Genomic DNA, 26,094 nt, shown 5'->3' on the forward strand with positions numbered 1-26,094 from the left:
CCTGGGTGGCCGGCCGCGCCAGACCGCGAAGGGGGGCGGTTCCGTTGGCCCGTAGTATCGACATCGCCCGGGGCACCGTTTCCCGCGAGCGCAGCGCATGGCCGCCGTCCTGGTGCTGGTACGCGGTCCTGGTACTTGCCTGCCTGGCCTGGCTGCCGGCGGCGCGGGCGGCGGACGGCCGCCACTACATGGTCAGCGACTGGACCATGGCCGACGGACTGCCGCACAACCTGGTGCATGCGCTGGCGCAGGACCGCGACGGCTTCATCTGGGCCGGAACCTGGGAGGGCGTGGTCCGCTTCAACGGGCGCCACTTCACCGTGTTCGACCGCCAGAACACCCCGGGCGCGGAGCTGTCCGGCGTGTTCTGCATCCTTGCCGAGGCCGATGGCGGGGTGCTGTTCGGGACCGCCGCCGATGGCGTGTTCCGCTACCACCGCGGGCGCTGGCAGCACCTGGGCGAGCCCGGCGCGCGCCGCCTGCCGGTGACCGCGCTGCTGCGCGAAGCCGGCGGCGACCTGTGGATCGCCTCGGCCAACCGCCTGCTGCGGATGGACGCCCATGGCCGGATCCACGCCGCCGGTGCCGCGGCCGGCCTGCCCGCGGTGCGCGTCAACGCGCTGGCGCACGGCGACGCGGGCGCGGTACTGGTGGCCACCGACGCCGGTGCCTACCGGTTGCAGGGGCGCCATGCCGTGGCCTGGGCGGAGTGGGCCGGGCGGCATGCCGTGCGCGGGATCGCGGCCGACGGCGCCGGCGGTTGGCTGCTGGCCACCGACAATGGCGTGTACTGGCGCGATGCCGCCGGCAAGGTCACCCACCTGCAGCCCGGCCGGCGGGTGGACGCGGTCCTGCGCGACCGGCTCGGGGCGATCTGGATGAGCCTGTCCAGCAGCAGCGGCGAGCTGCTGCGGCATGCCGGCGACGGCGACGAGCGGCTGCCCACCCCCGGCCCGGTCAGCGCGGCGCTGCTCGCCGACCGCGAGGGCCTGGTATGGAGTGGCAGCACCCATGGCCTGCACCGCGTGGCGGAAGTGGCGGCGGTCGGTTTCACCCGCGCCGATGGCCTGCGCAGCGATTACGTGCGCGTGGTCCTGCAGAGCGGGGACCGCGCGCTGTGGATCGGCCACGCCGAGGGGCTGGACCGCTGGTACCAGCGGCGCATGCACCCGGTGCGGTTGGCCGCGGGAAGCGGCCGCGACCCGTCGGTGCTGGCGCTGGCCTGGCGTGACGACACGCTGTGGGCGGGGACCTTCGACCAGGGGGTGTTCGGGCTGGATGCGCAGGGCAGGGTGAAGCAGCGGATCCGCGTCGGCGGGCAGCGCGAGCCGATCGTGCGCGCGCTGCTGGCCGACCCTGACGGCGGCCTGTGGATCGGCGGTACCCACGGCCTGAGCCATTACCGCGATGGACGCCTGCAACTGCGCCTGGACAGCAGGGACCAGCCCGGGGCCACGGTGCAGGCGCTGTACCGCGACCCGGACGGCACGCTGTGGATCGGCACCACCGGCGGCATGGCCGCGCTGGGGCCCGACGACGTGCTGCGCACCTGGAGCGCCGAGGGCGACATCCCCGCGCAGTACGTGTTCGATTTCCTGCGCGACCCGGATGGCGACCTGTGGATCGCCAGCGACCGCGGCCTGCTGCGCATGCGCAACGGCAGCTTCCGGGTCTACGACCATCGCCATGGACTGCCGCGCGACAAGCTGTTCCGGATCATCGACGACCAGGCCGGCAACCTGTGGTTGCCCAGCAATATCGGCGTGTTCCGCGTCGCCCGCGCCGAACTGGACCAGATCGACGCCGGCACCCGCAGGCAGCTGGCCGTGCACGTGCTGGACCACAGCGACGGCATGCCCGGCAGCCAGGGCAACGGCGCCTCCATGCCCGCCGGCTGGCGTGTCCACAACGGCGCGCTGGCGTTCCCGACCTCGGCCGGGCTGGGCCTGATCGACCCGCGGATCGCGGGCCGCTACGACGGCAGGGCGTCGCCGGTGGTATTCGAGTCGGTATCGGTGGACGGCGTCGCCCGGGCCCCGGCGGCGCAGCTGCGGCTGGAGCCGGGCGCGCGCCGGGTGGCGGTGGCCTATGCCGCGCTCAATTTCCGCGCGCCGGACAAGATGCGCTACCGCTACCGCCTGCGGGGCTTCGATGCCGGGTGGGTGGAGGCGGGCAGCGATACCGAGGCCGTGTACACCAACCTGCCGCCCGGCCGCTACCGGCTGGAAGTGCAGGCCATGGCGTTGCCGCGGGACTGGGCACGGCAGTCCGAGGTGGGCACCGCGCAGATGGCGCTGGAGGTGGTGCCGCCGCTGTGGAAGCGCACGTCCTCGCGGGTGCTGCTTGGCCTGGCGCTGCTCGCGGCCGTGGTGCTGGGGTTCTGGCTGCGCACCGCCAGCTACCGGCGCAGCCAGCGCCGGCTCAGCCGGGTGATCGCCGCGCGCACCGAGGAGCTGAGCGACAAGAACCGCGCGCTGGAGCTGGCCGGGATCGAACGCGACCGCCTGCTGCAGCGGCTGGAGCACCAGGCCACCCACGACGTGCTGACCGGCCTGCCCAACCGGCGTGCGGCCGAGTTCCACCTGCGCCAGGCGCTCGAGCGCGCCGGCGACCGCGGCGAGCCGCTGTGCGTGGCACTGATCGACATCGACCATTTCAAGCAGATCAACGACCGCCACGGCCACCACGGCGGCGACCGGGTGCTGCGCGAAGTGGCCGAGCTGCTGCGCCAGCACCTGGACGGCGAGCAGTTCGTGTCGCGGCATGGTGGCGAGGAATTCCTGGCGGTGCTGCGCGGCCTCACCCTGGAGCAGGCGCTGCAGCGGCTGCAGGCACTGCGCCTGGCCCTGGCCCGCGCGCGCATGGACGAGGTGGACCCGGGCCTGGTGGTCACCGCCAGCATCGGCGTGGCCGAGTGCCGTCCCGGACAGGAATCGCCGCGCACGCTGCTGGCGGCGGCCGACCGCCAGCTCTATCGCGCCAAGCGCGAGGGCCGCAACCGGGTCTGCGCCGCATAGCGGGCCGCGCCCCGGGGGCGCGACCCGGCCCGGCCGCCGCGCTCTACAATCGGGCGTTCTCCCAGCCAGTGAGTCCGCGCATGCGCACGCTTTACCCCGCCATCACGCCCTACGACACCGGTACGCTCAAGGTCGACGAGCGCCACACGCTGTACTACGAACAGTGCGGCAACCCCGACGGCAAGCCGGTGGTGATGCTGCATGGCGGCCCGGGCGGCGGCTGCACCGCCAAGATGCGCCAGTTCCACGACCCGGCGAAGTACCGGATCATCCTGTTCGACCAGCGTGGCGCCGGCCGCTCCACCCCGCACGCCGACCTGGTGGACAACACCACCTGGGACCTGGTGGCCGACATCGAGAAGCTGCGCGTGCACCTGGGTGTCGACCGCTGGCAGGTATTCGGCGGCAGCTGGGGCTCGACCCTGGCGCTGGCCTATGCGCAGGCCCATCCGCAGCGCGTGACCGAGCTGGTCCTGCGCGGCATCTTCATGCTGCGCCGCTGGGAACTGGAGTGGTTCTACCAGGAAGGCGCCAGCCGCCTGTTCCCCGACGCCTGGGACCACTACGTCAACGCGATCCCGGCGGTGGAGCGGCACGACCTGATCTCGGCGTTCCACCGGCGCCTGACCAGTGACGACGAGGCGACCCGGTTGGCCGCGGCCAAGGCCTGGAGCGTGTGGGAGGGGGCCACCAGCTTCCTGCACGTGGACGACGATTTCATCAACAGCCACGAAGACCCGCGGTTCGCGCTGGCCTTTGCCCGCATCGAGAACCACTACTTCGTCAACGGCGGCTTCTTCGAGGTCGAGGACCAGCTGCTGCGCGATGCGCACCGCATCGCCGACATCCCGGGCGTGATCGTGCACGGCCGCTATGACGTGGTGTGCCCGCTGGCCAACGCCTGGGACCTGCACAAGGCCTGGCCGAAAGCGCAGCTGCACATCACCCCGGCCTCGGGCATTCGGCGTTCGAGGCAGAGAACGTCGACGCGCTGGTACGCGCCACCGACAGCTTCGCCTGAACCTGGCGGCGGTGCCGGCCGCGTGCCGGCACCGCGCCGCGCTAGCCGGCGGCGGCGTGCGCCAGCAGCGTCGGCTGCAGGGCGTGAAAGATGCGCTGCAGCCGCGCCGCCCAGGCCTGCTGGCCGGCGGCATCGGCGATCAGGTCCTGGCGGATTTCCAGCTCCACGTGCACCAGTCCGCGGCCCTCGCCGTGCACCGGCACCGCGTAGTCGCTGGTACTGCTGACCGCATACGGCTGGTTGTCGCCGACCACCAGGTCGCCTTCCTCGCGCAGCGCCTGCAGCAGCGCCTGCGCGAACCGCGCGTCGCGGTGGTAGAGCACGCCGGCATGCCATGGGCGGGCGGCGCCGTTCATCACCGGGGTGAAGCTGTGCATCATCACCAGCAGTGTCGGCATGCCGGCATCGCGGCGGCGGTCCAGTTCGGTGGCGATGCGGGCGTGATACGGCGCGTGGATGGCGCCGATGCGTTGCTGCCGTTGCGACCGGCTCAATCCAGCGTTGCCCGGGATGGCGGTGCCATCGCTGGTTTCGGGGATCAGCGTTGGCGAGGCCAGCGGCCGGTTGCAGTCGATCACCAGCCGCGAATAGGTCTGCTCGATGGCGAAGGCGTCCAGCTGCCGCGCCAGTGCCCGGGTGGTGCCGGCGATGCCGATGTCCCAGCCGATGTGCCGGTCCCGTTCGGCCGGCGCCACGCCCAGGTCGCCGAGCGCGGCGGGAACCCGTTGCCCGGCGTGGTCGGCCAGCAGCAGGAACGGCGAACGGCCGTACGGGTTGTGCACGGTGAACGGCGGCGGGTCCTGCGGGCCCAGCAGCGGCGGGGCGAGGATGTCGGCGGGGGCGTCGAGCCGGCTCATCGCGGGCGGCCATCCAGGTGGTGTTCGATCATCCACAGCCCGGCCCAGAGCTTGGCGTCCAGCTCGTAGCCCTGGCCCATTTTCTCCACCAGCCATGCCGCGGCGCGCGCGCGCGGGACGCTGTGCACGGTGATGTCCTCGCTGTCGTCGCCGCCGCCGTCGCCCACCCGGCGCAGGCCGGTGGCGCGCACGAAGGCGATCTTCTCGCTGCTGGCGCCGGAGGAGGTCGGGCCGATCATCAGCACTTCGGCATGGTCGGCGGTCCAGCCGGTTTCCTCTTCCAGTTCGCGCACCGCCGAGGCCTCGATCGATTCGCCGGCGGTGATGTCGCCGACCAGCCCGGCCGGCATTTCGATCGTGCGCGCCTGCAGCGGTACCCGGAACTGCTCGACGAACAGCACCTCGTCGTCGGGGGTGACGGCGATGATGATCGCGGCCAGGCCGCCGGCGTGGGTGCGTTCGCTGTATTCCCAGGTGCCGCGCACCACCATGCGCTGGTAGCGGCCTTCGTAGACGACGCGGGGGCTGCGGTGTTCTGGCTCATGCGGGTTCGTAGGTGGAAGGGAAGGCGGTTTCCAGGCCGGCGGCGGCCCGCAGCCGGCGCCGGGTCAACGGGCCGAAGCGCAGCGATCCGCACAGGCCGTCGAGCATGTCGGCGTCGGCCGCCAAGCGGGTGAACCCGGGCGTGGCCGGGGCCAGCGGCGCATCCACGGCGATGGTGGTCAGTTGCCGGAACAGCAGCGCCAGTTCGCGCTGCTGGCGCAGCCGCACGGCCATCTGCGCGGCGCCGCGCAGGCGCAGGAACGGGATTTCGTCGATCCGCTCCAGCAGCGCGTCGAGGCTGCCGAAGTGGGCCAGCAGCACCGCCGCCGACTTGGCGCCGATGCCGCTGATGCCGGGGATGTTGTCCACCGCGTCGCCGCACAGCGCCAGGTAGTCGGCGATCTGGTGCGCATGCACGCCGTGGCGCGCCTTGACCCCGTCCGCGCCCCAGCGCTGGTTGCGCGCGTAGTCCCACTGCTCGTCGTGATCGAGCAGCAGCTGCGACAGGTCCTTGTCGGCCGAGACGATCACCCCGCGCAGCGCCTGGCCACGGCCCGCGTGCAGCGCGCTGCCGATCAGGTCGTCGGCCTCGTAGTCGCGGTCGGCCAGCACTTCCAGCCCCAGCGCCGCGCACAGCGCCTTGCAGTGCGCGAACTGGCGGCGCAGCGCCTCCGGCGCCGGCTCGCGGTTGGCCTTGTAGGCCGGATACAGGCGGTGCCGGAAACAGCTGTCCAGCGCCTCGTCGAAGGCAATGGCGATGTGCGCCGGGCGCTCGCGTTCGAGCAGCTCCAGCAGGAAGCGGGCGAAGCCATGCACGGCGTTGCTGGGCCAGCCCTGCGCGTCCTGGAAGCTGTCGGGCATGGAGTGCCAGGCGCGGAACACGTACAGGCTGGCGTCGACCAGGTACAGCGGCCGCGGGGCCCCGGCATCGCTCACGGCTGCCAGTCCTGCAGCAGGCCGGCCGGATCCGGCCGCGCGCGCTCGGGCACCTGCAGCTTCGGCGTGCCGATATGGATGAAGCCGACGATGCGTTCGTTCGCGGCCAGCCCCAGGTGGCGTGCCACGCCTTCGTCATAGGCCATCCAGGCGGTCAGCCACTGCGCGCCGAAGCCGAAGCCCTGCGCGGCCTGCAGCAGGGCGAAGCAGACGCAGCCGGCGGTCAGCAGCTGCTCCTGCGCGGGCACCTTGGGGTTGTCCTGCAGGCGCGCGACCACTGTCAGCACCAGCGGCGCATGCGAAAAGCGCTGGCGGTCCTTCTCGATCACCGCCGGCGCGGCATCCGGGGTGCGCTCGCGGCTGCGCCGGGCCAGGTACTCGCCCAGCGCGTGGCGGGCCTCGCCCCGCACGCGGAGCACGCGGAACGGCACCAGTTTGCCGTGGTCGGGCACGCGCGTCGCGGCCGCCAGCATGGCCAGCACGGTGGCGTCGTCCGGACCCGGTTCGGCCAGTTGCAGGGACGGGACCGAGCGGCGCTGGTCCAGCGCTTGCAGGAAGCAGGAATCGGACATGGGGCATTCGTGGGAAAGACGGCCATGGATTATAGACACCGGGGTGCGCAGGGCCGTCCGGCGGGGGCGGGCGAATCTGAGCACTCGGTCGAAGCCCCCGCCTGGCGGATTTCTCGCCAATTCACCGCGGTACGCTTAGCATGGCGCGACATGCCGGGTTGCCGGTGGCGAGGTACAAAGTGCGGACTGCATCACTGGCCCTGTTCAGCTTCTCCCCCTACCATGCGTGGGCGGAGACCGGGGGCTGTCCGCTTTCTTCCATACGATCCTTACAGGAGCAGCGCCTGCGAAGGTGCGGAGCCACTGCGCATGATGTCCCAGCCGCATCCTCCAGAGCGCCCCGGCCATAACCCGGACCTGCTGGCGCTGGCGCGCGAAGCCGCGCTGCCCCCGCTTTCGGCCACGTTTGCCCGGGTATTGGCCGGGTTCGACGATGCCCTGTTCGACCGCGCCGAGACCGCGGGCGCGTCGCAGCTGGTGTTCCTCGACGGCATGCGCGAGCTGCGCCGGCGCCGCGACGACATCACCGCGCGTTTCAGCGCGCACCTGCGCCAGGCGTGGAGCGCGCTGGAGGCCGCCGCGCCGCTGTCGGCCGAGGCCGCGCTGGCGCAGGCCGGGCAGGGCGATGGCGGGCTGAGCCTGGTCTCCGAACACGACCTGGAATCACGGCTGGCGGTGCGCAATTTCGCGGCGGTGGTGCTGCGCGAATGGAAGCCGGTGCTGGCGCGGCTCGACCGCCGCCTGGCCTGGATCAGCGGCGTGGACGGGCTGGACATCGATCTCAATCCGATCGGCCCCGAACATATCGGCGTGGCGGTGCACGAGGCGTTCGGCGTGTGCGACCTGGCCGCCGAAGTGCGGCTGGTGCTGATCAAGCTGTGCGAGCGGGAATTCGCCGTGCAGGTGGGGCGCATCTACCGCGATGTCGACGAACGCCTGGCGCAGGCCGGGGTAATGCCGGGCATTTCGCAGCCGCCGCCGCGCCCGGCACCCGCCGCGCGCCCACCGCGCCCGGCCGATGCCGATCCCGGCATGGCGCAGGGCGACGACGAAGACCTCTCCGATCCCCAGCACGCGCCGGCCTGGGCGCGCCGCTTCACCGAGCGCTGGGCGCGGCACCGCAGCGAACTGCAGGCCGGCCACCCGGGGGCTATGACGGCGCCCCGTCGGCGAGCGGGCAGAACATGATCCTGGAAGCGCTGCACGAGCTGCTGGCGCAGACCCGGCATGTGCGCGAGGACGCCACCGCCGCCGCGCAGGTGGCGGTCGGCCAGCAGCGCCCGCTCAGCCAGCACGAAATGATGTCGGTGCTGTCGCTGCTGCAGGCCACGCCCACGGCGACGCTGCGCGCGGCGGTGGGCGACCAGAGCGAATCGCTGGCGCAGCGGCTCAAGAACGAAGTGATTTCAGGCGCCACCCGGCTCGGCGTCGATCCCGGGCAGGCGCGGCTGGACCCGCAGGACGAGGACGCCATCGACCTGGTCGGCATGCTGTTCGACGTGATGCTCGACGAGCGCGAGCTGGAAGGCCGCTCGCGCGAACTGATCGGCCGCCTGGTGGTGCCGTTCGTCAAGGTCGCGCTGCTGGACCGGCGCATGTTCGTGCAGAAGACCCACCCGGCGCGGCGCCTGCTCAACTCGCTGGCCGAGGCCTGCGAGGGCAACGCCGGCGAAAGCCAGGCCGAGCGCGCGCTGATGGGCAAGGTCGAGGAGATCATCGACCGGCTGATCGCCGAGTTCAACGAGAACCTGGCGATCTTCCTGACCCTGGAAGAGGAGTTCCGCGAGTTCCTCGCCCAGCACCGGCGCCGCATCGAGATCGCCGAGCGCCGCGCGACCGAGACCCAGCGCGGCCAGGAGAAGCTGGAGCTGGCCCGCAGCCGTGCGCTGGCCGAACTGGAGCGGCGGCTGCAGGGCGCGCCGCTGCCGGCGGCCATCGAAGGCTTCCTGCGCCAGCCCTGGAACCACCACCTGACCATGAGCCTGCTGCGCGAAGGCGACGACGGCGAGTCGGTGGCCGAGGCGCTGGGGCTGGCCGACGTGCTGCTGGAGGAAGTGGCCGAGGCGCGCCGGCATGTGGTCGGCAAGCCATGGCTGCAGTCCCTCCAGCCGGGGCTGCGCAAGGTGTTCGCCAGCGTCGGCCTGCATGGCGAAGGCAGCGTCGGCGCGATCGACGCGCTGCACGACACGCTGCAGGCCATCGCCGAGGCCCGCCCGGAGCTGGAACGGGCACTGCCCGAGCTGCCGCAGGTCAGCCTGCCGACGCCGCCGGCGCAGGAATCGGCGGCGCTGGACCTGGGCGCCGAGGCGCGCCCGGAGAGCGTGGACCACGCCGATGCCGCCCGCTACCGTGCCATGGATATCGGCACCTGGCTGGATTTCATCGACAAGGACGGCAAGGTGCAGGCCGGCAAGCTGTCCTGGGTCAGCCCGATCTCCTCGCGCCTGCTGTTCGTCAACCGCCGCGGCATCCGCTTCTGCGTGGCCTCGCCGGAGGAGCTGGTGGTGATGGAGCGGCTCGGCCGCCTGCGCCCGCACGTGGATGACGGCGCGTTCGACAGCGCCATGCAGGGCGTGATCGACCGGCTCGACCCGCAGACCCCCACGGTGCACTGAGGCCCGACCCGCTTTGCTACGATCCCCGGCGTATTCCACTGCGCATCGGGGACGGGCATGGCCGTTGAGGTACGGGTGTTGAAGGAAGCCGCGGCGGGCGAGCGGCGCGTGGCGGCCACGCCGGAAACGGTGAAGAAGCTGCTGGCGGCCGGGGCGAAGGTGCAGGTGCAGGCCGGTGCCGGGTTGGCCGCCGGGTTCACCGACCAGGCCTACCGCGACGCCGGCGCGCAGATCGACGAGGCCGTGGACGCCGCCGACCTGGTGCTGTGCGTGCAGGCGCCGTCGTCGCAGCTGATCGGGCAGCTCAAGCCCGGTGCGGTGCTGGTCGGCACCCTGCAGCCGCAGGCCGATGCCGCGCGTGCCGCCGCGCTGCAGGCGCGGCAGCTGCTGGCGTTCCCGCTGGAACGGCTGCCGCGCACCACCCGCGCGCAGGCCATGGACGTGCTCAGCTCGCAGGCCGGCATGGCCGGCTACAAGGCCACCCTGATCGCCGCGCAGCTGGCGCCGCGCTTCTTCCCGATGCTGACCACCGCTGCCGGCACCATCCGCCCGTCGAAGGTACTGGTGGTCGGCGCCGGCGTGGCCGGCCTGCAGGCGATCGCCACCGCCCGGCGCCTGGGCGCGCAGGTGGAGGGCTTCGACGTGCGCCCGGAAACCCGCGAACAGATCGAGTCGCTGGGTGGCAGGTTCCTGGACCTGGGGGTCAGCGCCGCCGGCGAGGGCGGCTACGCGCGCCCGCTCACCGATGCCGAGCGCGCCGAGCAGCAGCGGCGCCTGGCCGAGCACCTCAAGGGCGTGGACGTGGTGATCTGCACCGCCGCCGTGCCCGGCCGCCCGGCACCGAAGATCGTCACCGCGGCGATGGTCGCGGGGATGCGCCCGGGCAGCGTGATCGTCGACCTGGCCGCCGAAACCGGCGGCAACTGCGAGGCGACGCGGCCGGGCGAAACCCTCGACGTGGGCGGGGTGACCGTGGCCGGCCCGCTCGACCTGGCCAGCATGGGCGCCATCCACGCCAGCGAGATGTACGCGCGCAACGTGCTCAATTTCGTCTCGTTGTTCCTCAAGGATGGCGCGCTGGCCTTCGACTGGAACGACGAACTGCTGGCCAGGACCGTGTGGCCCGAGCGCCCGGCCGCGGGGAGATCCCGCCGGTATGAAGCTGCACACTGGGGTTGTCGTCGCGTGGTTGGCGGCAAGCGGCCCGGGTAGTGGGCCTGCCTTCGCCGACGAACCGTTACGGATTGCGTACCGGCACTTGGCCGAAAGCCCGGAAAAATATGCGGGCAGGCATGTGCAGGTGCCGGCCTGTGTCGCGACGGCCATGCACCATGGTGTCTATCTGTATGACTGCGATGATTCGCATGTGCGGATCATTACGCTGGCAGGCCCTCCCGTGATTCTGGAAGAGCTGTTCGGCACGCGTGACGTGTTGCGGGCGCGGCGGGCGGCGGCCACGGTTTCGGGCGTGTTCGAGTGGCGGCCCGAGGCGCCGCCGCAATGCTGTGCGGACAACCGCGTCCTGCTGCATGCCGACTCGGTATCCGGGGTGACACGGCTGCCGCCTCTGTCAAATGAATGATGGCACGCGGGTTGGGCTGAACAAGAAAGCCCGACATTGTCCTGCGGATTTCCACGGTGCCGGGCCGTGTAGCGCTCAGCCCGTCCGCGCGCTCCATCAAGCACCATGGCATGACGCGGACCTGTCCGGATGGGCGCGCGCCGGTAACCGCAGGGGCGCCGGCCGTGGTGCTTGCCGCCCCCCTTCAATCGGCCGGATTGGCCTCCAGCCACTGCCGGCGCTGTTCCGGCGTCATCCGGTGCCACTGCTCGCGCAGTTGCTGGCGCTGGGCCTTGTCCAGGGTGCGCATCTTCGCGAACAGGGCGCGGGCCTCGCGCTGCTGCTGCGGCGACATGTTCTGGAAGCGGTGCATGCCGCGGCGCGCCTGCGAGCGCTGCTCGGGGCTCATCTGCTGCCAGCCGCGGGCATGCTCGTACATGCGCTGGCGGTGCTCGGGCGAGGCGTTCCAGCGGTCGCGCATCGGCGCGATCAGGGTTTCGCGCTGGGCCGGGGTGAGCTGCTCCCACTCGGGCAGCGACGGCTGCGACGGCTGGGAGAATGCCGGCGCGGCGACGGCCAGCAACAGTGGCAGCAGGCAAAGGCGGATGTTCATGATCATCACTCCATCGCCACCGCGTCCGAACCGAGCCACAGGTACAGCTCCGGGCTTTCGTCGAACAGCAGGGCATCATCGGACAGGTCGGTGGCGGGGTCGGCCGCCACGCTGGGAGGCAGTACCGGCGCGGTGCGGTTGAACTGCACCGCCACCGTCACCGCCAGTACCGCCGAGCAGGCGGTGGCCAGCCACCAGCCGCGGCGACGCCACGGCGAGGCGCCGGCGTCGGCGCCGGCGGTGGCGTGCCGGCGCGCCTGGCGCAGGCGTGCCAGCGTAGCGGCGGAAACCGCGCCTTCGGCATGCTGTTGCAGCTGCCGCAGCGAGCGGTCGAAGTCGTCGTTGCGGGATGTGGGCAGGCGGTTCACCGCGTGGCCTCCAGTTGTTTCTGCAATGCGTCGCGCGCGCGCGACAGATGGGTTTTCACCGAACCTTCCGAGCAGCCCATGATCCGGGCGGTGGTCGCCACGTCCAGCTCCTGCAGCACGCGCAGGCCGAACGCCTCGCGCTGGCGTGCCGGCAATTGCCGCAATGCCTGCACCAGCCGCGCGTAATCCTCGCGCTGCTCATGTTCCTGCGCCGGCCCCGGGCGGTCGTCGGCCCAGTCGATCGGGCCGTCCTCGTCCTGCGCCGGCGCCCAGAACTTCAGCCGGAAGCCGCGTCGGCGCTGCAGGTCGATGATGCGCCGGCGCAGTATGCTCCAGAACAGCGGCGTCCATTCCTCGGCCGGGTGGTCGCGGTAGCCGAGCATCCGTTCCATCGCGTCCTGCACCGCGTCCAGCGCATCGTCGCGCTGGCGCAGGCCGGCCTCGGCGAAGCGGAACGCACGCGGCCCGACGCCGGCCAGGAAGGCGTCCAGCGAGGCGGGGGCGGCAACGGGCGTCAGCGGCGGCGGGGTCACCAGCACAGGGTAGCGTTCCGGGGGTTCTGGCATCGATAACGCGCGGCGGGCGGATCGGTTGACGGCAACGGTCGCGCCGGCGTTCATCGCATGGTTATGATGCGGGACGGGCAGTTCCGGCCTCGGAGAGGGCAGCAATGAACGACGGGTTCGTGGCGTTGTACATCTTCATGCTGGCGGCCATCGCCGGCCACGTGATCATCTCGCGGGTGCCGGTGATCCTGCACACCCCGCTGATGTCCGGTTCCAACTTCATCCACGGCATCGTGCTGATCGGGGCGATGGTGGTGCTGGGCCATGCCGATACCACGCTGGAGAAGGCCATCGGCTTCATCGCCGTCGCCCTGGGCGCGGGCAACGCCGCCGGCGGCTACGTCGTCACCGAGCGCATGCTGGAGATGTTCAAGAGCTCCAGGGCGGCGCAAGGGCCGGGCAAGTGAGCGCACGGGTAGCCCCGCCGCCGGCGCGGCGGATCGAGGTGCGGCAGCTGTTCCAGTGGCTCAGCTACCTGCAGTATCCGGCGCTGCTGGTCGCGCTCGGCCATGCCGCGCTGCCCCTGTTCAGGGGCCTGGATGGCCTGCTCGATGCCTTCAACAACGCCCTGCTGTATGCCGGCGTCGGCATCGGCCTGTCTTCGCTGCAGGACCCGACCCGCACCAGAACCGGCTCTCGCGCCGGGTCTGGGAGGACCCGCGCAAGGGCGGCTGGATGCTCTGGCTGCTGACCGCCGAGGCGCTGCTGCCGATCGTGCTGGGGCTGGTGGGCGCGGCGCTGGCGGACACCGCGGCGTTGTCGCAGCTGTCGCTGGGGCTGGTGGCGTTCGGGCTGGGCATGATCGGGCTGCTGAAGACCGCGATCGAGATGCGCGAGCATCACCGCCGCGATCGTCACGCCGGCATTGTGGAAACCCGGGTTCAGGAGGAAGCGGCATGAGCATGGCGTTGCTGGTCAAGGCGAGTTACCTGGTGGCCGCCACCTTGTTCCTGCTGGGCCTGCAGCGCATGGCCTCGCCCAGGACCGCGCGCAGCGGCATCCACTGGGCGGGCGTGGGCATGCTGCTGGCCACCGTCGCCACGTTCTTCCTGCCGGGGCTGCACAACATCGCGCTGATCCTGGTGGCGCTGGTGCTGGGCACCGCGCTGGCCTGGGTGTCGGCCAGGAAGGTCGCCATCACCGACATGCCGCAGATGGTGGCGCTGTACAACGGCATGGGCGGCGGCTCGGCCGCGGCCATCGGCGCGGTGGAACTGCTGCGTTTCGCCGACGTCGCCGGCCGCGACACCAGCCACTGGAGCGCGGAAGCCATCGCCGCGCTCGCGGCACGGCAGCCGTCGGCCACGGTGCTGGCCCTGGCGGTGGTCGGCGCGGCCATCGGCGCGGTGTCGCTGTCCGGTTCGGTCATCGCCTGGGCCAAGCTCGACGGCCGCCTGGACAAGCGCGTCACCTTCCCCGGGCAGCAGGCGTTCAACCTGCTGGTGGCCGTGGCGATGGTGGCGCTGGGGTGTGGGCGGCGCTGAGCCTGCAGCCGCTGGCGATCATCGCCTTCTTCGTGGCGGCGCTGGCGCTGGGCGTGCTGATGACCCTGCCCATCGGCGGCGCCGACATGCCGGTGGTGATCTCGCTGTACAACGCCTTCACCGGGCTGGCGGTGTCCTTCGAAGGCTACGTGCTGGGCAACGAGGCGCTGATCATCGCCGGCATGATGGTCGGCGCGGCCGGCATCCTGCTGACGCGGCTGATGGCCAAGGCGATGAACCGGCCGATCAGCGGCGTGCTGTTCTCCAACTTCGGCGGTGGCGGGCAGGGCGCGGCGGAAATCAGCGGCAGCCAGAAGCCGATCGAGGCCGCCGACGTGGCGGCGATGATGGCCTTCGCCGAGCGGGTGGTGATCGTGCCCGGCTACGGCATGGCGGTGGCCCAGGCCCAGCACAAGATATGGGAGCTGGCGCAGCGGCTGATCGAACGCGGGGTCAAGGTGAAGTTCGCCATCCACCCGGTCGCCGGGCGCATGCCCGGGCACATGAACGTGCTGCTGGCCGAGGCCGGCGTGCCCTACGACCTGATCGCGGACATGGACGACATCAATCCCGAGTTCGCCAGCACCGATGTATCGCTGGTGATCGGCGCCAACGACGTGGTCAACCCGGTGGCGAAGACCGACCCGTCCAGCCCGATCTACGGCATGCCGATCCTGGACGTGGTCAGCAGCCGCAACACCATCGTCATCAAGCGCGGCAAGGGCACCGGCTTCGCCGGCATCGAGAACGCGCTGTTCTATGCCGACAACACGCGCATGCTGTACGGCGATGGCGCCGAGATGGCGGGCGCGCTGGTCAGTGAGCTCAAGGCGCTGGACGGCGGGCATTGAGGCAGTGCCGGCCGCTAGCCGGCAATCTCGCATATCTGGAACCCCGTAGATGCGGGGCTTGCCCCGCATGAAGTCTTGCCGATGAAGCCCCGTGCCGGGCAAGCCCGGCACCTACGGCGCGATCCGAATCCGGCAAACCCGCGTTTCTGTAGATGCGGGGCATGCCCCGCATGAATCCTTGCCGGTGAAGCCGCGTGCCGGGCAAGCCCGGCACCTACGGCGTGATCCGGCAACCCCCGCGCTTCCGTAGATGCGGGGCTTGCCCCGCATGAATCCTGCCCGGTGAAGCCCCGTGCCGGGCAAGCCCGGCACCTACGGACGCGATCCGGCAACCCCGCGTTTCTGTAGATGCGGGGCTTGCCCCGCATGAATCCTGCCCGGCACCTGCGCGGCACCGGGCAGTTCAATTCAGCGCGCCAGCCACCATGCCACCGCCAACCCGGCCAGCAGCCACAGGATCTCGGTGGTGCCGTTGGCCAGTCCGATCAGGGTCCAGGCCAGGTGCGGGCCCAGGCGCAGCGCCGATTCCCAGGGCGCCAGGCCCATCGGGCCGCCGATATAGGCCGCGGCGATGCCCCAGTTGGCGGCCAGCGCGATCAACAGCGTGGCCAGCATCGCCAGCGCGATCCGGGTCCTGCCGGCGGCCAGCGTGCCCAGGCGCAACATCCAGGCGGCCTCTGCGGCCGCGGCGACCGCCATCCAGCCGGCCTGCGAGCCGGTGGCCAGTGCGACCATCAGCCAGGCGATGGCCAGGGTGGCGCTGCCCAGCAGCAACAGCAGGGGCCAGAGCCAATGCTGGGGGCGGCCGGGCGGGCGTGGGGCAGGTGGCATGGGCATTTCCGAAAAGGTCACGCAGCATAGCCCTTCAGCGGCCGGCGCGCCCAGTCGGCTAAAATGGCCGTCTTGCGGGTAGCGTCCGCGTCCCCATATCGATCCACATGTACTCCCGCAGCAGCGAACCCGTCCATTTCGAACGCGATTGCCCGGCCGTCATGGTGCCCCAGGGCGACAGCGTGACCCTGCCGGCCGGCAGCTACGGCTACATCACCCAGGCGCTGGGGGCAGCTACACCGTGTTCGTCGAAGGCAACCTGTTCCGCATCGCCGGCAAGGACGGTGATGCCATCGGCAAGGAGCCGCCGCCGGGGCTGGAACTGCCCGAGGGCGCCGGCGACGAGGACGTGGAAAAGCTGGTATGGGAGCAGCTGCGGACCTGTTTCGACCCGGAAATCCCGTTCAACATCGTCGATCTCGGGCTCATCTACGAGGTCGACATCAAGCACCTGGACGCTGGCCGGCGCGAAGTGGACGTGCGCATGACCCTCACCGCGCCCGGCTGCGGCATGGGCGAGATCCTGGTCGACGACGTGCGCAGCAAGCTGGAGATGATCCCGACCGTGGCCGCCGCCGACGTCGAACTGGTGTTCGACCCGCCGTGGGGCAAGCACATGATGTCCGAGGCGGCACGGCTCGAAACGGGCATGCTGTAAGGTGTCCCACGCGCTGGCCCGGGTGCGGGCCGGCTTCAAAACCCGCAATCTGGAAGGAAACATCCGGTGTCCCAGTCTCTGAGCTTCCACGTCACCCGTTCGGACCACCCGCGCAGCGCCGCCGAGCGCGCCAAGATCCTGGAGAAGCCGGGTTTCGGCCTGCACTTCACCGACCACATGGTGGCCGTGCGCTGGGACAAGGACACCGGCTGGCATGACGCGGCGGTGATGCCGTACGGCCCGATCGCGCTGGATCCGGCCGCGGCGGTGCTGCACTACGGGCAGGAGATCTTCGAGGGCATCAAGGCCTACCGCCATGCCGACGGGTCGGTGTGGACGTTCCGTCCCGAGGCCAACGGCCGCCGCCTGCAGCGGTCGGCCGCGCGCCTGGCGCTGCCCGAGCTGCCGGTGGAAATCTTCGTCGAGTCGCTGAAGCAGATGATCGCGGTGGACAAGGACTGGGTGTCCGGCGCCGACGAGGCCAGCCTGTACTTCCGCCCGTTCATGATCGGCGACGAGGCGTTCCTTGGCGTGCGCGGCGCGCACAAGGCCAGCTACTACGTGATCGCCAGCCCGGCCGGCCCGTACTTCGCCAAGGGCGTGGCGCCGGTGGCGATCTGGCTGTCCACCGACTACGCGCGTGCGGCCAAGGGCGGCACCGGCGCGGCCAAGTGCGGCGGCAACTACGCCGCGTCGCTGCTGCCGCAGCAGCAGGCACAGGCGCAGGGCTGCTCGCAGGTGCTGTTCCTCGACCCGGTCGAGGGCAAGTACCTGGAAGAGCTGGGTGGCATGAACGTGTTCCTGGTCTACGGCAAGGAAAACAGGCTGGTCACCCCGGCGCTGTCGGGCTCGATCCTGGAAGGCATCACCCGCGAATCCATCCTGCAGCTGGCGCGCGACCGCGGCATGACCGTGGAAGAGCGCAAGGTGTCCATCGATGAGTGGAAGCAGGGCGTGGCGTCGGGTGACATCACCGAGGTGTTCGCCTGCGGCACCGCCGCGGTCATCACCCCGATCGGCCAGCTCAAGGGCGAGGGCTTCACCGTCGGCAACCTGGACGCGCCGGCCGGCGAGGTGACCATGTCGCTGCGCAAGGAGCTGACCGACATCCAGTACGGCCGCCTGCCCGACCGCCACGGCTGGCTGGTGCGCCTGGACGGCTGAGTCCCCGGGCCAGGCCGCAGACGGAAAGCCCCGCGCAAGCGGGGCTTTTCATATTAAGTGGCCACCGTTCCTGCCGCGCCGGCTGCCTGGCGTGGCGGTGCCGTTGCCCGCGCGCGTCCGGCAGGTGTTGCGGGGGGGGGGCGCCGTCGTGTGTGCGGTTGCGGGTTCAGGCGGGCCGCCGCGGGTGCCGCGCCCGCGGCAGCGGCGCGGTCATTCTTCGCACAGGTCGGCGCAGCGTGCCTGCAGCACGCGCTGCGCGTCGTCCGGGGCGATGTCCAGCAGCAGTCCGCGCTGGCCGGCGTTGATCCAGATGCGGGCGTGCCGCAGCGCGGCGCTGGCGAACAGCACGACGGCCGGGCGCTGCTGCGCGAACGGGCTGATGCCGCCGACCTTGTAGCCGCTGCGGCGCTCGGCCTCGGCCACTTCCATCATCTGCGCGTGCTTGCCGCCACAGGCGGCGGCAAGCTTCTTCAGCGACAACCGCTGGTCGCACGGGATCACCGCGACCACCGGCTGCCTGTCCACCCACGCCATCAGCGTCTTGAACACCAGTTCCGGCGCGATGCCCAGCGCCTGCGCGGCGGCCATGCCCTTGCTGTCCACCTCGGCGGCGTAATCGTAGGCATGCAGTCCGTGGGCGACCCCGGCCTTGTCCAGCGCGGCGGTGGCGCGGGTACCGCGGGCCACTCAGAGCGACTCGAAACGGTTGGCCTCGACGTTCTTGCGCACCTTGTCCGGGTTCCAGACGCGGCCGTTCATGGCGATGTAGACGCCTTCGGGCAGCGACTGCACCGCGCCGATCGCGCAGCCGATGTTGAACTCGGCGTCCGAGCCGCGGAAGCGCGCCGGGCTGAGCGCGCCGGTCATCACGATGGTCTTGCCGGGGATGGTCTTGAGCACCTTGCCGGTGGCCACCATCGAATCGGTGCCGTGGGTGACCAGCACGTGGCGGGTGGGCTGGGCGGCGATGGTGGCGCGGATCAGTTCGCGGTCGGCGTCGGTGATGTGCAGCGAATCCTTGCGCAGGATCGGGATGACGTTGAAGCGGAAGGTCACGCCCAGTTCGCGCAGGATCATGCCGATCTGCGGATCGCCGATCTGGTAGTCGGACTTGTCGTCGAAATAGATCTTGTCGATCGTGCCACCGGTGGTGACGATCAGGAGGTCTTCCATCATGGCGGTGAATCCAAACGGTGATGGTGCAAATGATAAGCCGCGCCGCGGACCGGGTCCGCCCGCATGGGGTTTTTGCCGGCAGTCCCCGTGCGGGGCGGGCCCCGCCTTTACGGGCGCTTCCTGGCGAAGCGCGCGCGCAGGCCCGGCAGGCTGGCCAGTGTGATCACCAGCAGCGACAGCGCGATTTCCAGCCACGCCAGCGGCGCGGTCTCCGGGTGGCTCCAGGCGCTCATCACGCCATGGCTGAACCAGCCCAGCGCGAACACGCCCGACCAGAACGGCGCCAGCCGCCAGCCAAGGCGCAGGGCGATGGCCAGCAGCAGCGGCGGCCCGGTGAACACCAACTGCGTCGCCAGCCAGTGCTTGTCGTCCAGGAACCACCAGGTGTAGAGCGCGGCCAGCGCGATCAGCGCCAGCAGCAGGGTCGGGTGCCGTCGTGTCGCCGTGCTCATCGCGCCAGCCTCCGCGCGATGTCGGCCACGCGCCGGCCGAGCACGCGCGCCAGGTGGGCTTCGTCGTCGCTCGGCTGCGGGTCGTCTTGGGCGCCGGCCACATGGCTGGCGCCGTATGGCGTGCCGCCGCTGGTGGTGTGGCTCAGCGCCGGTTCGGTGAACGGAATGCCGACGATCAGGCAGCCGTGGTGCAGCAGCGGCAGCTGCATCGACAGCAGGGTCGATTCCTGCCCGCCGTGCATCGACGCGGTGGAGGTGAACACCGCCGCCGGCTTGCCGGACAGGGTGCCGTTGACCCACTCCGCGCCGAGGCCGTCGAGGAAATGCTTGACCGGCGCGGCCATGTTGCCGAAGCGGGTCGGGCTGCCGAGCACGATGCCCGCGCATTCGGCCAGGTCGGCGATCTCGACATAGGGGGCGCCGTCTTCCGGCACCGGCGGCGCGCTGGTCTGGGTGACGGCGGCGACCGGCGGCACCGTGCGCAGGCGCGCGCCCATGCCCGGCACCTCGCCGATGCCGCGGGCGATCTGCCGCGCCAGCCGCGCCACCGAGCCGCCGCGGCTGTAGTACAGCACCAGGATTTCCGCCATCGCACCATCCACTCATCACACGGGAGGCGGCAGTATCGGCGATGCGGGCCGCGCTTTGCATCGGGTACCCTTGCCGAATGGAACCCCTGGATTCGCTCAATCTATGGATGGAACGGGTCCGTGACAGCGGGCGCCGGGCCAGTTTCGCCCGTTTCCTGTGGCACCGTTTCCTCGACGACCGCCTGTTCGAGGCGGCCGGCGCGCTGGCCTACACCACCGTGTTCGCGCTGGTGCCGCTGGCGATCGTGGTGTTCGGGGTGCTGTCGGCGTTCCCCATGTTCGACCGCTGGAGCGAGGCGCTCAGCGATTACGTGTTCTCCAATTTCGTGCCCTCGGCCGCGCGCGCGGCCGAGGGCTACCTGCGGCAGTTCTCGGCCAGCGTCGGCCAGCTCACCGCGGCCGGCTTCATCGCGCTGGTGGCGTCGCTGCTGATCACCCTCAACAGCATCGAGCAGATCTTCAACCGCATCTGGCGGGTGGCCTCGGCGCGGCCGCGGTTGACCCGCTTCCTGGTGTACTGGACCGTGCTGACCCTGGGCGCGATGCTCGCGGCGGCCTCGCTGGCGGTGTCGGCCAAGGTGTTCGCGCTGCCGCTGTTCGGCACTGTCGAGGGCCGCTGGCTGGCCGACCTGGCGCTGCGCCTGGCGCCGGTGCTGATCGAGTTCGCCTGCGTGATGCTGGTCTACCGGGTGGTCCCGCACCACACCGTGAAGTGGCGCCATGCCATCCCCGGCGCCCTGCTGGCGGTGGTGATGCTGGAACTGGTGAAGTGGGGCATGGGCCTGTACCTGGGCAGCTTCCAGTCCTACCAGAAGCTGTACGGCACGGTGGCGTTCGTGCCGATCCTGCTGCTGTGGATCTACCTGGGCTGGGTGTCGGTGCTGCTGGGCGCCTCGCTGGCGTCGTCGATCGCCGCGTTCCGCTACCAGCCGGTCGCCCTGCGCCTGCCGCAGGGCTGCGAGCTGTACGGCCTGCTGCGCCTGCTCGGGCGCTTCCGCGAGGCGCGCGCGCAGGGGCGTGGGCTGGACGAAGAGGAACTGCTGGCGCTGGAGCCGATGCTCACCGATTCGCTGCTGCAGGAACTGCTGTGCCAGATGGAGGCGATCAACCTGCTGCGGCGCGACGAACGCGGCCAGTGGCTGCTGGCGCGCGACCTGGACGGCATCACTCTGCGCGAGCTGTACGAGAGCTCGCAGCTGCGCATTCCGATCGCCGAGGAATACCTGCCGTTCCGCGAGGACGCGCTGGGCCAGGCGGCCTGCCGCGCGCTGGACGAACTGCGCGTGCCGCTGCGCGAGCTGCTCAAGCGCCGCGTCGGCGACATCTATGCCATTACCGGAGACGAACGATGACCCGATTGCTTCCCTTCGCGCTGCTGGCGCTGGCATTGGCCGGCTGCAGCGCGCCCGACGCCGGTGCGCCCGCCGGGGCCGGGACCCAGAGCCAGCCCGCGGCCGCGCCTGCGTCGAAGCCGGCCGAAGCGCCTGCCGCCGGCGCCAACCCGGGCGTGGTGGCACAGACCGCGGCACTGCCGCGGCTGCAGGCCAGGACCGTGGCCGGCGAGGACTACGACCTGGCCGGCCATCGCGGGAAATGGGTGGTGGTCAACTTCTGGGCGACCTGGTGCGCGCCGTGCCTGCAGGAAATGCCGGAACTGTCGGCGCTGCACGCCATGCGCGACAACGTCGAGGTGGTCGGCCTGGCCTACGAGGACATCGAGCCGGACGACATGCGCGCCTTCTTGGAGAAGCACCCGGTGGCCTATCCGATCGTCATCCTCGACCCGTACGACCCGCCGCAGGACTTCGCCACGCCGCGCGGTCTGCCCATGACCTACCTGATCGCGCCCGATGGCAAGGTCGCCCACCAGTTCCTGGGCCCGGTCGATGCCGGCAAGATCGAGCAGGCCATCGTCGAGGCTGGCGGCAAGGTGGGCTGAAACCCCGCCGCCTGCCGCGCGGCGCATGCCCGGCGTGACCCCCATGCGGGGCAAGCCCCGCATCTACGGAAAGCGGTTGCGGACCATGTAGGTGCCGGGCTCGCCCGGCACAGCCTTCCCCGACGCCCCCCATGCGGAGCAAGCCCCGCATCCACGCAAGGCGGTTGCGGGCCATGTAGGTGCCGGGCTCGCCCGGCACACGCTTTCCCGCCACGCCTCAATACGGGGCAAGCCCCGCATCCACCCAAGGCGGCTGCGGACCATGTAGGTGCCGGGCTCGCCCGGCACACGCTTTCCCGCCACGCCCCCATGCGGGGCAAGCCCCGCATCCACCCAAGGCGGCTGCGGACCATGTAGGTGCCGGGCTCGCCCGGCACACGCTTTCCCGCCACGCCCCCATGCGGGGCAAGCCCCGCATCTACGTCGCGGGGTAGGGCGGCAGCGGCTTCACCATGCCGTACTTTTCCTTCTTCGGCTCGTCCGGCAGCGGCGGCAGGTCGATCAGCGCCTCGTCCAGGCGTGTTTCCGGCAGGCGGTCGAGCAGGTCGCGGATCAGGGTCAGGCGGCCGCGCTTCTGGTCGTTGAAATCCACCAGCGTCCACGGCGCATGGTGGGTATGGGTCGCCTCGAGCATGGCTTCGCGGGCATGGGTGTAGGCGTCGTACTCCACCCGCGAGCGGAGGTCCACCGGCGACAGCTTCCAGCCCTTGAGCGGGTTCTCGCGACGCTCGGCGAAGCGCTTTTCCTGCTGCGCCTGGTCCACGCACAGCCAGTACTTGAACAGCAGGATGCCGTCATCCACCAGCAGCCGCTCGAACACCGGTGCCTGGGTGAGGAACGCCTGGTACTGGGCGTCGGTGCAATAGCCCATGACCTTTTCCACGCCGGCGCGGTTGTACCAGCTGCGGTCCATCAGCACGATCTCGCCAGCCGCCGGCAGATGCGCCACATGGCGCTGGAAGTACCACTGCGTGCGCTCGCGGTCGGTCGGCTTGGGCAGGGCGACGACGCGGCACTGGCGCGGGTTCAGGTGGCGCGCGATGTCCTGGATGGCGCCGCCCTTGCCGGCGGTGTCGCGGCCCTCGAACAGCACCAGCAGGCGCTGGCCCGAGTGCTGCACCCAGCGCGCCATCGCGGTCAGTTCCAGTTGCATGGGCTCCAGCAACTGTTCGTACTGCTTGCGCTTGAGCTTGTCCACGGCGGTCTCCCTGTCCCGAAGCGCGAGCCTAGCGCAGCCGGGGCACGGTGAACCAGTCGGGCGGTCCTCGCGGCAACGACGGGTTGCCGGGCCCGCGGCGGAGCGCCCGGTGCCTTCCGGCCGCCGACCGGCTTTTCCCCGCGCATCGGTTTTCATGTAGTTTTGCCGCAGCGCCGGGCGTGGTGCCCGGCAATGGATCAGGAGCGGTGCGATGGGGCTTGTCCAGGCAGCAAAGGGTGCGATCGGCGGCGTGCTGGCCGACCAGTGGAAGGACTTTTTCACGGTGCCGGACGGCCTGCCGGCGACGGCGGCGCTGTTCGCCGCGGTGCCGCGCGGGACCAATGCCGGCCGTGGTTCCAACACCGGCGCCTCGTCCAACATCATCAGCAACGGCTCGAAGATCGTCGTGCCCGAGGGCTACGGCCTGCTGCTGTTCCAGGACGGCGCCATCACCGGCTTCGTCGCCGAGCCGGGCGGTTACGAGTGGCGTTCGGACGATCCGAACTCGCAGTCGATCTTCGCCGGCGACGGCCTGGTCAGCACCTTCATCAAGCAGAGCTGGGAGCGCTTCAAGTTCGGCGGCCAGCCGGGTGCGCAGCAGGCGGCGTTCTTCGTCTCGCTCAAGGAACTGCCGGACAACCGCTTCGGCACCCAGTCCGAGATCTACTGGGACGACGGCTTCCTCAACACCCAGGTCGGCGCGGTCACGCGCGGCTCGTACACGCTGAAGATCGTCGACCCGATCCTGTTCGTGAAGAACTTCGTGCCGGCCAGTTACCTGCGCCCCGGCCAGGTGTTCGATTTCACTGACCTGGACAACGCCGCCGCCAGCCAGCTGTTCAACGAAGTGGTCGGCTCGCTCGCGCCGGCGTTCAGCCTGTACACGAACGATCCGGCCAAGGGCAACCGCATCACCAAACTGCAGCAGGACTCGATCGGCTTCGCGCAGAGCCTGTCGGCGGCGGTCGAGCAGGCTTACCACTGGCAGTCCGACCGCGGCCTGGCCATCGTCAAGACCGCCATCGTCTCGATCGAGTACGACGCCAACACCCGCGAGCTGCTCAAGACCGTGCAGCGCGCCGACGCGCTGTCCGGCGCGCGCGGCAATTCCAACCTGCAGGCCAGCGTCGCCCAGGGCATCCAGGCGGCCGGCGAGAACGGCGGTGCGGCCGGCCTGGTCGGCGTCGGCATGGCCTCGGGCATGTTCGGCGTCGGCGGCATGCAGCAGCCGGTTGGGCCGGCGGCCGACGATCCGGTGGCCAGGCTGAAGAAGGCCAAGGAAATGCTGGATCTGGGGCTGATCACCCAGGCCGACTACGACGCGCTGAAAGCCAAGGCGCTGGGCCTGTAACCGGCAGGACCCACGACGCCCATGTCCGATCCCCGTAACGGCCCACCGCCGCTGCCCGGGTCCGCCGCCGCGCCGCCGCCCTTGCCGGCGGCGACGCTGGACGGGCCCGGCTCGCCGCGTGACGTGCCGCCGCCGCCCGGCGGTTTCCCGCTGGAGACCGCCGATCTGCCCCAGGCCATCCGCGACGAGGTCGAGGCGCCCGATCCGCTGGCCATCGATACCTCCGCCACCGAGCTGAAGGACGGCCTCAACCGCTGCCCCAAATGCGGTGCCACCGACATCCGCCCGCGGGCCGGCAGCGACGTGCTGGTGTGCCTGTACTGCCGCCACGAGTGGCATGGCGCGCGGGTGGAAGAGGCGTTCGGGCTGGGCGAGGCCATCGACCAGCTGCGCGGTACCGTCATCGCCTCCGGTGCGCGCGACATCGACGCCGATGCCGCGGTATTGATGACCTTCAAATGCAGCGGCTGCGGCGCCGAGGTCACCGTCAACACCCAGAGCAGCATGACTGCGCGCTGCCACTGGTGCCGGCATGTGTTCGGCGTCAACGAGCAGATCGCCAACGGCGCGGTGCCCGACGCGCTGCTGCCGTTCCACATAAGGAAGGACGACGCGGTCGCGCGCATCCGCCAGTTCGTGGACAAGCGCCGCCTGTTCGCGCTCAAGGCGTTCAAGGAGCAGTTCACCCCGGAGAACGTGGTCGGCGTCTACCTGCCGTACATGATCGTCGACGGCAATGTCAGCGCGGCGGTGGCCGGCAGGGGCGAGATCAAGACCCGCGAGTACACCCGCGGCACCGAGAAGAACCGGCAGACCTATTACGACGCCGACGTCTACCAGGTGGAGCGGCAGGTGGATTTCACCGTCGACGACCTGCCGCTGGAATCGTCCGCCGGGCGCGGCAACCTGGACACGCGCACCAATACCAACAACATCATCAACGCCATCCTGCCGTTCGACACCAAGAACGCGCTGAAGTGGAATGCCTCCTACCTGGCCGGCTACACCTCGGAAAAGCGCGACCTGGACGTGGAGAAGCTGCGCCCGCGGCTGGAGGACCAGCTGCTGTCGATCGCGCGTGCGCAGGTGCACCGCTCGGTAGCGCGCTACGACCGCGGCGTGCGCTGGGAGCAGGAGCAGCTGGAGGTCCACGGCACCCGCTGGGTATCGATGTACCTGCCGGTGTGGCTGTACTCCTACCACCAGCCCGGCAGCAACGGCGGCATGCTGCACTACATCGCGGTCAACGGCCGCACCGGCGAGACCATGGGCAGCGTGCCCGTGCAGCAGTGGAAACTGCTGCTGGCCGCGCTCACCGCCGGCACGATCATCGAAGCCCTCGCAATCGCATTCCTGGTGGCTGCCTCATGAGCGACGACAGTGGACTCTGGTTGCTGGCCGCAGGCCCGGCCGGCGCGACCGCGTTGTACTGGGCCCTGTACCGGTACTACCGCAATACCGACAAATCGCATGGCTTCGAGCACGAGACCGAGATCGTGGCCAAGCCGGTGACCGGCTCGGAGCGCAAGGTCGGCGAGGTGAAGGGCACCCAGCAGCGCCGTATCGACGGCGACAACGTCGGCGATTACCGGCGCCGGGTGAAACGCCTGCGCTGAGCCTCCGCGCGTGGGTGCGGGGCCCGCATGGCGCATCGCCTGCGCTGGATCCCCACCCGTAGGTGCAGGGCTTGCCCTGCACGGGCTCTCGCGGCCATGCCCCGTGCGGGGCAAG

General features: G+C 70.7%; 23 protein-coding genes and 5 pseudogenes. 15 read left to right on the forward strand and 13 right to left on the reverse strand.

What is annotated here, in order from left to right; genetic code table 11:
* The first annotated feature begins 44 nt into the window (after positions 1 to 44).
* Both B1L07_03325 and B1L07_03330 read left to right on the forward strand, forming a co-directional pair.
* A complete protein-coding gene (locus B1L07_03325; GenBank protein ID AUZ54309.1) occupies positions 45 to 3,017 on the forward strand; it encodes a hypothetical protein in 2,973 nt (990 codons plus the stop codon).
* A gap of 80 nt (positions 3,018 to 3,097) precedes the next feature.
* Positions 3,098 to 4,038 (forward strand): annotated as a pseudogene (locus tag B1L07_03330) (prolyl aminopeptidase).
* A gap of 41 nt (positions 4,039 to 4,079) precedes the next feature.
* On the opposite strand, the gene B1L07_03335 reads toward B1L07_03330, so the two are convergent.
* From B1L07_03335 to B1L07_03350, 4 genes are read right to left on the reverse strand one after another with little or no spacing between them, the layout of a single operon-like run.
* Positions 4,080 to 4,895 carry an N-formylglutamate amidohydrolase gene (locus tag B1L07_03335; protein ID AUZ54310.1) on the reverse strand — a complete coding sequence of 272 codons (816 nt, stop codon included), beginning with the start codon at positions 4,893 to 4,895 and terminating at the stop codon, positions 4,080 to 4,082.
* Complete coding sequence (locus B1L07_03340) at positions 4,892 to 5,386, reverse strand: DNA mismatch repair protein MutT (GenBank protein ID AUZ54311.1); 495 nt, start codon at positions 5,384 to 5,386, stop codon at positions 4,892 to 4,894. Before B1L07_03340 ends, B1L07_03335 begins: the two co-directional genes overlap by 4 nt.
* A 49-nt stretch (positions 5,387 to 5,435) precedes the next feature.
* Positions 5,436 to 6,383 (reverse strand): exodeoxyribonuclease IX, encoded by a 948-nt coding sequence (locus tag B1L07_03345; protein ID AUZ54312.1) that lies wholly within the window; start codon positions 6,381 to 6,383, stop codon positions 5,436 to 5,438.
* Positions 6,371 to 6,946, reverse strand: a complete 576-nt coding sequence (locus tag B1L07_03350; GenBank protein ID AUZ54313.1) for a nitroreductase — start codon at positions 6,944 to 6,946, stop codon at positions 6,371 to 6,373. Before B1L07_03350 ends, B1L07_03345 begins: the two co-directional genes overlap by 13 nt.
* Before the next feature lie 309 nt (positions 6,947 to 7,255).
* Here B1L07_03350 and B1L07_03355 point away from each other — a divergent pair.
* A pseudogene (locus B1L07_03355) lies at positions 7,256 to 9,561 on the forward strand (thymidine phosphorylase).
* A gap of 57 nt (positions 9,562 to 9,618) precedes the next feature.
* Positions 9,619 to 10,683: pseudogene (locus B1L07_03360) on the forward strand (NAD(P) transhydrogenase subunit alpha).
* Positions 10,684 to 11,327: 644 nt separating this feature from the next.
* Here B1L07_03360 and B1L07_03365 read toward each other — a convergent pair.
* The 3 genes from B1L07_03365 to B1L07_03375 are packed head-to-tail and all read right to left on the reverse strand — an operon-like array spanning position 11,328 to position 12,642.
* Positions 11,328 to 11,735 (reverse strand): hypothetical protein, encoded by a 408-nt coding sequence (locus B1L07_03365; protein ID AUZ56437.1) that lies wholly within the window; start codon positions 11,733 to 11,735, stop codon positions 11,328 to 11,330.
* Positions 11,736 to 11,740: 5 nt separating this feature from the next.
* Complete coding sequence (locus B1L07_03370) at positions 11,741 to 12,094, reverse strand: hypothetical protein (GenBank protein AUZ56438.1); 354 nt, start codon at positions 12,092 to 12,094, stop codon at positions 11,741 to 11,743.
* Between the two features lie 5 nt (positions 12,095 to 12,099).
* The gene (locus B1L07_03375) at positions 12,100 to 12,642 is read right to left on the reverse strand and encodes an RNA polymerase sigma factor (protein ID AUZ54314.1); all 543 of its coding nucleotides are present in this window, start codon (positions 12,640 to 12,642) and stop codon (positions 12,100 to 12,102) included.
* A 131-nt stretch (positions 12,643 to 12,773) separates the two neighbouring features.
* On the opposite strand from B1L07_03375, the gene B1L07_03380 reads away from it, so the two are divergent.
* The 4 genes and pseudogenes from B1L07_03380 to B1L07_03395 all read left to right on the forward strand — a co-directional run bounded on the left by B1L07_03380 (position 12,774) and on the right by B1L07_03395 (position 15,004).
* Positions 12,774 to 13,076, forward strand: coding sequence for an NAD(P)(+) transhydrogenase (locus B1L07_03380; protein ID AUZ54315.1), 303 nt, complete (start codon positions 12,774 to 12,776; stop codon positions 13,074 to 13,076).
* A 38-nt stretch (positions 13,077 to 13,114) separates the two neighbouring features.
* Positions 13,115 to 13,360: a hypothetical protein gene (locus B1L07_03385; GenBank protein AUZ54316.1), complete on the forward strand. Its 246-nt coding sequence runs from the start codon at positions 13,115 to 13,117 to the stop codon at positions 13,358 to 13,360.
* Complete coding sequence (locus B1L07_03390; GenBank protein ID AUZ54317.1) at positions 13,345 to 13,569, forward strand: hypothetical protein; 225 nt, start codon at positions 13,345 to 13,347, stop codon at positions 13,567 to 13,569. The genes B1L07_03385 and B1L07_03390 overlap by 16 nt, the downstream gene beginning before the upstream one ends.
* Positions 13,566 to 15,004 (forward strand): annotated as a pseudogene (locus B1L07_03395) (NAD(P) transhydrogenase subunit beta). The gene B1L07_03390 and the pseudogene B1L07_03395 overlap by 4 nt, the downstream one beginning before the upstream one ends.
* Before the next feature lie 408 nt (positions 15,005 to 15,412).
* Here the strand turns inward: B1L07_03395 and B1L07_03400 are convergent.
* Positions 15,413 to 15,835, reverse strand: a complete 423-nt coding sequence (locus B1L07_03400; protein ID AUZ54318.1) for a hypothetical protein — start codon at positions 15,833 to 15,835, stop codon at positions 15,413 to 15,415.
* A 107-nt stretch (positions 15,836 to 15,942) separates the two neighbouring features.
* On the opposite strand from B1L07_03400, the pseudogene B1L07_03405 reads away from it, so the two are divergent.
* Together B1L07_03405 and B1L07_03410 are read left to right on the forward strand one after the other, a co-directional pair.
* A pseudogene (locus B1L07_03405) lies at positions 15,943 to 16,493 on the forward strand (putative Fe-S cluster assembly protein SufT).
* 66 nt (positions 16,494 to 16,559) lie between these two features.
* Positions 16,560 to 17,657, forward strand: a complete 1,098-nt coding sequence (locus B1L07_03410) for a branched chain amino acid aminotransferase (protein ID AUZ54319.1) — start codon at positions 16,560 to 16,562, stop codon at positions 17,655 to 17,657.
* Positions 17,658 to 17,867: 210 nt separating this feature from the next.
* On the opposite strand, the gene B1L07_03415 is transcribed toward B1L07_03410, so the two are convergent.
* The 4 genes from B1L07_03415 to B1L07_03430 form a co-directional block, all read right to left on the reverse strand.
* Positions 17,868 to 18,344: an aminoacyl-tRNA deacylase gene (locus B1L07_03415; protein AUZ54320.1), complete on the reverse strand. Its 477-nt coding sequence runs from the start codon at positions 18,342 to 18,344 to the stop codon at positions 17,868 to 17,870.
* Positions 18,345 to 18,830, reverse strand: a complete 486-nt coding sequence (locus B1L07_03420) for an asparaginase (GenBank protein ID AUZ56440.1) — start codon at positions 18,828 to 18,830, stop codon at positions 18,345 to 18,347. It lies immediately after the preceding gene.
* Positions 18,831 to 18,940: 110 nt separating this feature from the next.
* On the reverse strand, positions 18,941 to 19,285 hold the full coding sequence (locus tag B1L07_03425; GenBank protein AUZ54321.1) for a hypothetical protein: 345 nt from the start codon (positions 19,283 to 19,285) through the stop codon (positions 18,941 to 18,943).
* Positions 19,282 to 19,875, reverse strand: a complete 594-nt coding sequence (locus B1L07_03430) for an NAD(P)H:quinone oxidoreductase, type IV (GenBank protein ID AUZ56439.1) — start codon at positions 19,873 to 19,875, stop codon at positions 19,282 to 19,284. Before B1L07_03430 ends, B1L07_03425 begins: the two co-directional genes overlap by 4 nt.
* 77 nt (positions 19,876 to 19,952) lie before the next feature.
* Here B1L07_03430 and B1L07_03435 point away from each other — a divergent pair, with 77 nt between their 5' ends.
* Positions 19,953 to 21,227, forward strand: coding sequence for a hypothetical protein (locus B1L07_03435; GenBank protein AUZ54322.1), 1,275 nt, complete (start codon positions 19,953 to 19,955; stop codon positions 21,225 to 21,227).
* Positions 21,224 to 21,814, forward strand: coding sequence for a thioredoxin (locus B1L07_03440; protein AUZ54323.1), 591 nt, complete (start codon positions 21,224 to 21,226; stop codon positions 21,812 to 21,814). Before B1L07_03435 ends, B1L07_03440 begins: the two co-directional genes overlap by 4 nt.
* Positions 21,815 to 22,232: 418 nt before the next feature.
* On the opposite strand, the gene B1L07_03445 is transcribed toward B1L07_03440, so the two are convergent.
* Positions 22,233 to 23,012: a polyphosphate kinase 2 gene (locus B1L07_03445; GenBank protein ID AUZ54324.1), complete on the reverse strand. Its 780-nt coding sequence runs from the start codon at positions 23,010 to 23,012 to the stop codon at positions 22,233 to 22,235.
* A 211-nt stretch (positions 23,013 to 23,223) separates the two neighbouring features.
* Between B1L07_03445 and B1L07_03450 the strand changes: the two genes are divergently transcribed.
* Genes B1L07_03450 through B1L07_03460 form a run of 3 tightly spaced genes read left to right on the forward strand, consistent with a single transcriptional unit; the run spans position 23,224 to position 25,979 of the window.
* Positions 23,224 to 24,363, forward strand: coding sequence for a virion core protein (lumpy skin disease virus) (locus tag B1L07_03450; protein ID AUZ54325.1), 1,140 nt, complete (start codon positions 23,224 to 23,226; stop codon positions 24,361 to 24,363).
* A gap of 21 nt (positions 24,364 to 24,384) precedes the next feature.
* Positions 24,385 to 25,734 (forward strand): hypothetical protein, encoded by a 1,350-nt coding sequence (locus tag B1L07_03455; protein AUZ54326.1) that lies wholly within the window; start codon positions 24,385 to 24,387, stop codon positions 25,732 to 25,734.
* A complete protein-coding gene (locus B1L07_03460; protein ID AUZ54327.1) occupies positions 25,731 to 25,979 on the forward strand; it encodes a hypothetical protein in 249 nt (82 codons plus the stop codon). Before B1L07_03455 ends, B1L07_03460 begins: the two co-directional genes overlap by 4 nt.
* Positions 25,980 to 26,094 lie beyond the last annotated feature (115 nt).

The sequence above is a fragment of the Stenotrophomonas acidaminiphila genome (assembly GCA_002951995.1).
GTDB classification, from domain to species: Bacteria; Pseudomonadota; Gammaproteobacteria; order Xanthomonadales; family Xanthomonadaceae; genus Stenotrophomonas; species Stenotrophomonas acidaminiphila_A.

Coding starts and splice junctions, on each gene's coding strand:
- B1L07_03335 (AUZ54310.1), bottom strand. CDS start 4,895: ATGAGCCGGCTCGACGCCCCCGCCGACATCCTCGCCCCGCCGCTGCTG.
- B1L07_03340 (AUZ54311.1), bottom strand. CDS start 5,386: ATGGTGGTGCGCGGCACCTGGGAATACAGCGAACGCACCCACGCCGGC.
- B1L07_03350 (AUZ54313.1), bottom strand. CDS start 6,946: ATGTCCGATTCCTGCTTCCTGCAAGCGCTGGACCAGCGCCGCTCGGTC.
- B1L07_03365 (AUZ56437.1), bottom strand. CDS start 11,735: ATGAACATCCGCCTTTGCCTGCTGCCACTGTTGCTGGCCGTCGCCGCG.
- B1L07_03380 (AUZ54315.1), top strand. CDS start 12,774: ATGAACGACGGGTTCGTGGCGTTGTACATCTTCATGCTGGCGGCCATC.
- B1L07_03390 (AUZ54317.1), top strand. CDS start 13,345: ATGCTCTGGCTGCTGACCGCCGAGGCGCTGCTGCCGATCGTGCTGGGG.
- B1L07_03400 (AUZ54318.1), bottom strand. CDS start 15,835: ATGCCACCTGCCCCACGCCCGCCCGGCCGCCCCCAGCATTGGCTCTGG.
- B1L07_03420 (AUZ56440.1), bottom strand. CDS start 18,830: ATGGAAGACCTCCTGATCGTCACCACCGGTGGCACGATCGACAAGATC.
- B1L07_03425 (AUZ54321.1), bottom strand. CDS start 19,285: ATGAGCACGGCGACACGACGGCACCCGACCCTGCTGCTGGCGCTGATC.
- B1L07_03430 (AUZ56439.1), bottom strand. CDS start 19,875: ATGGCGGAAATCCTGGTGCTGTACTACAGCCGCGGCGGCTCGGTGGCG.
- B1L07_03435 (AUZ54322.1), top strand. CDS start 19,953: ATGGAACCCCTGGATTCGCTCAATCTATGGATGGAACGGGTCCGTGAC.
- B1L07_03440 (AUZ54323.1), top strand. CDS start 21,224: ATGACCCGATTGCTTCCCTTCGCGCTGCTGGCGCTGGCATTGGCCGGC.
- B1L07_03450 (AUZ54325.1), top strand. CDS start 23,224: ATGGGGCTTGTCCAGGCAGCAAAGGGTGCGATCGGCGGCGTGCTGGCC.
- B1L07_03455 (AUZ54326.1), top strand. CDS start 24,385: ATGTCCGATCCCCGTAACGGCCCACCGCCGCTGCCCGGGTCCGCCGCC.
- B1L07_03460 (AUZ54327.1), top strand. CDS start 25,731: ATGAGCGACGACAGTGGACTCTGGTTGCTGGCCGCAGGCCCGGCCGGC.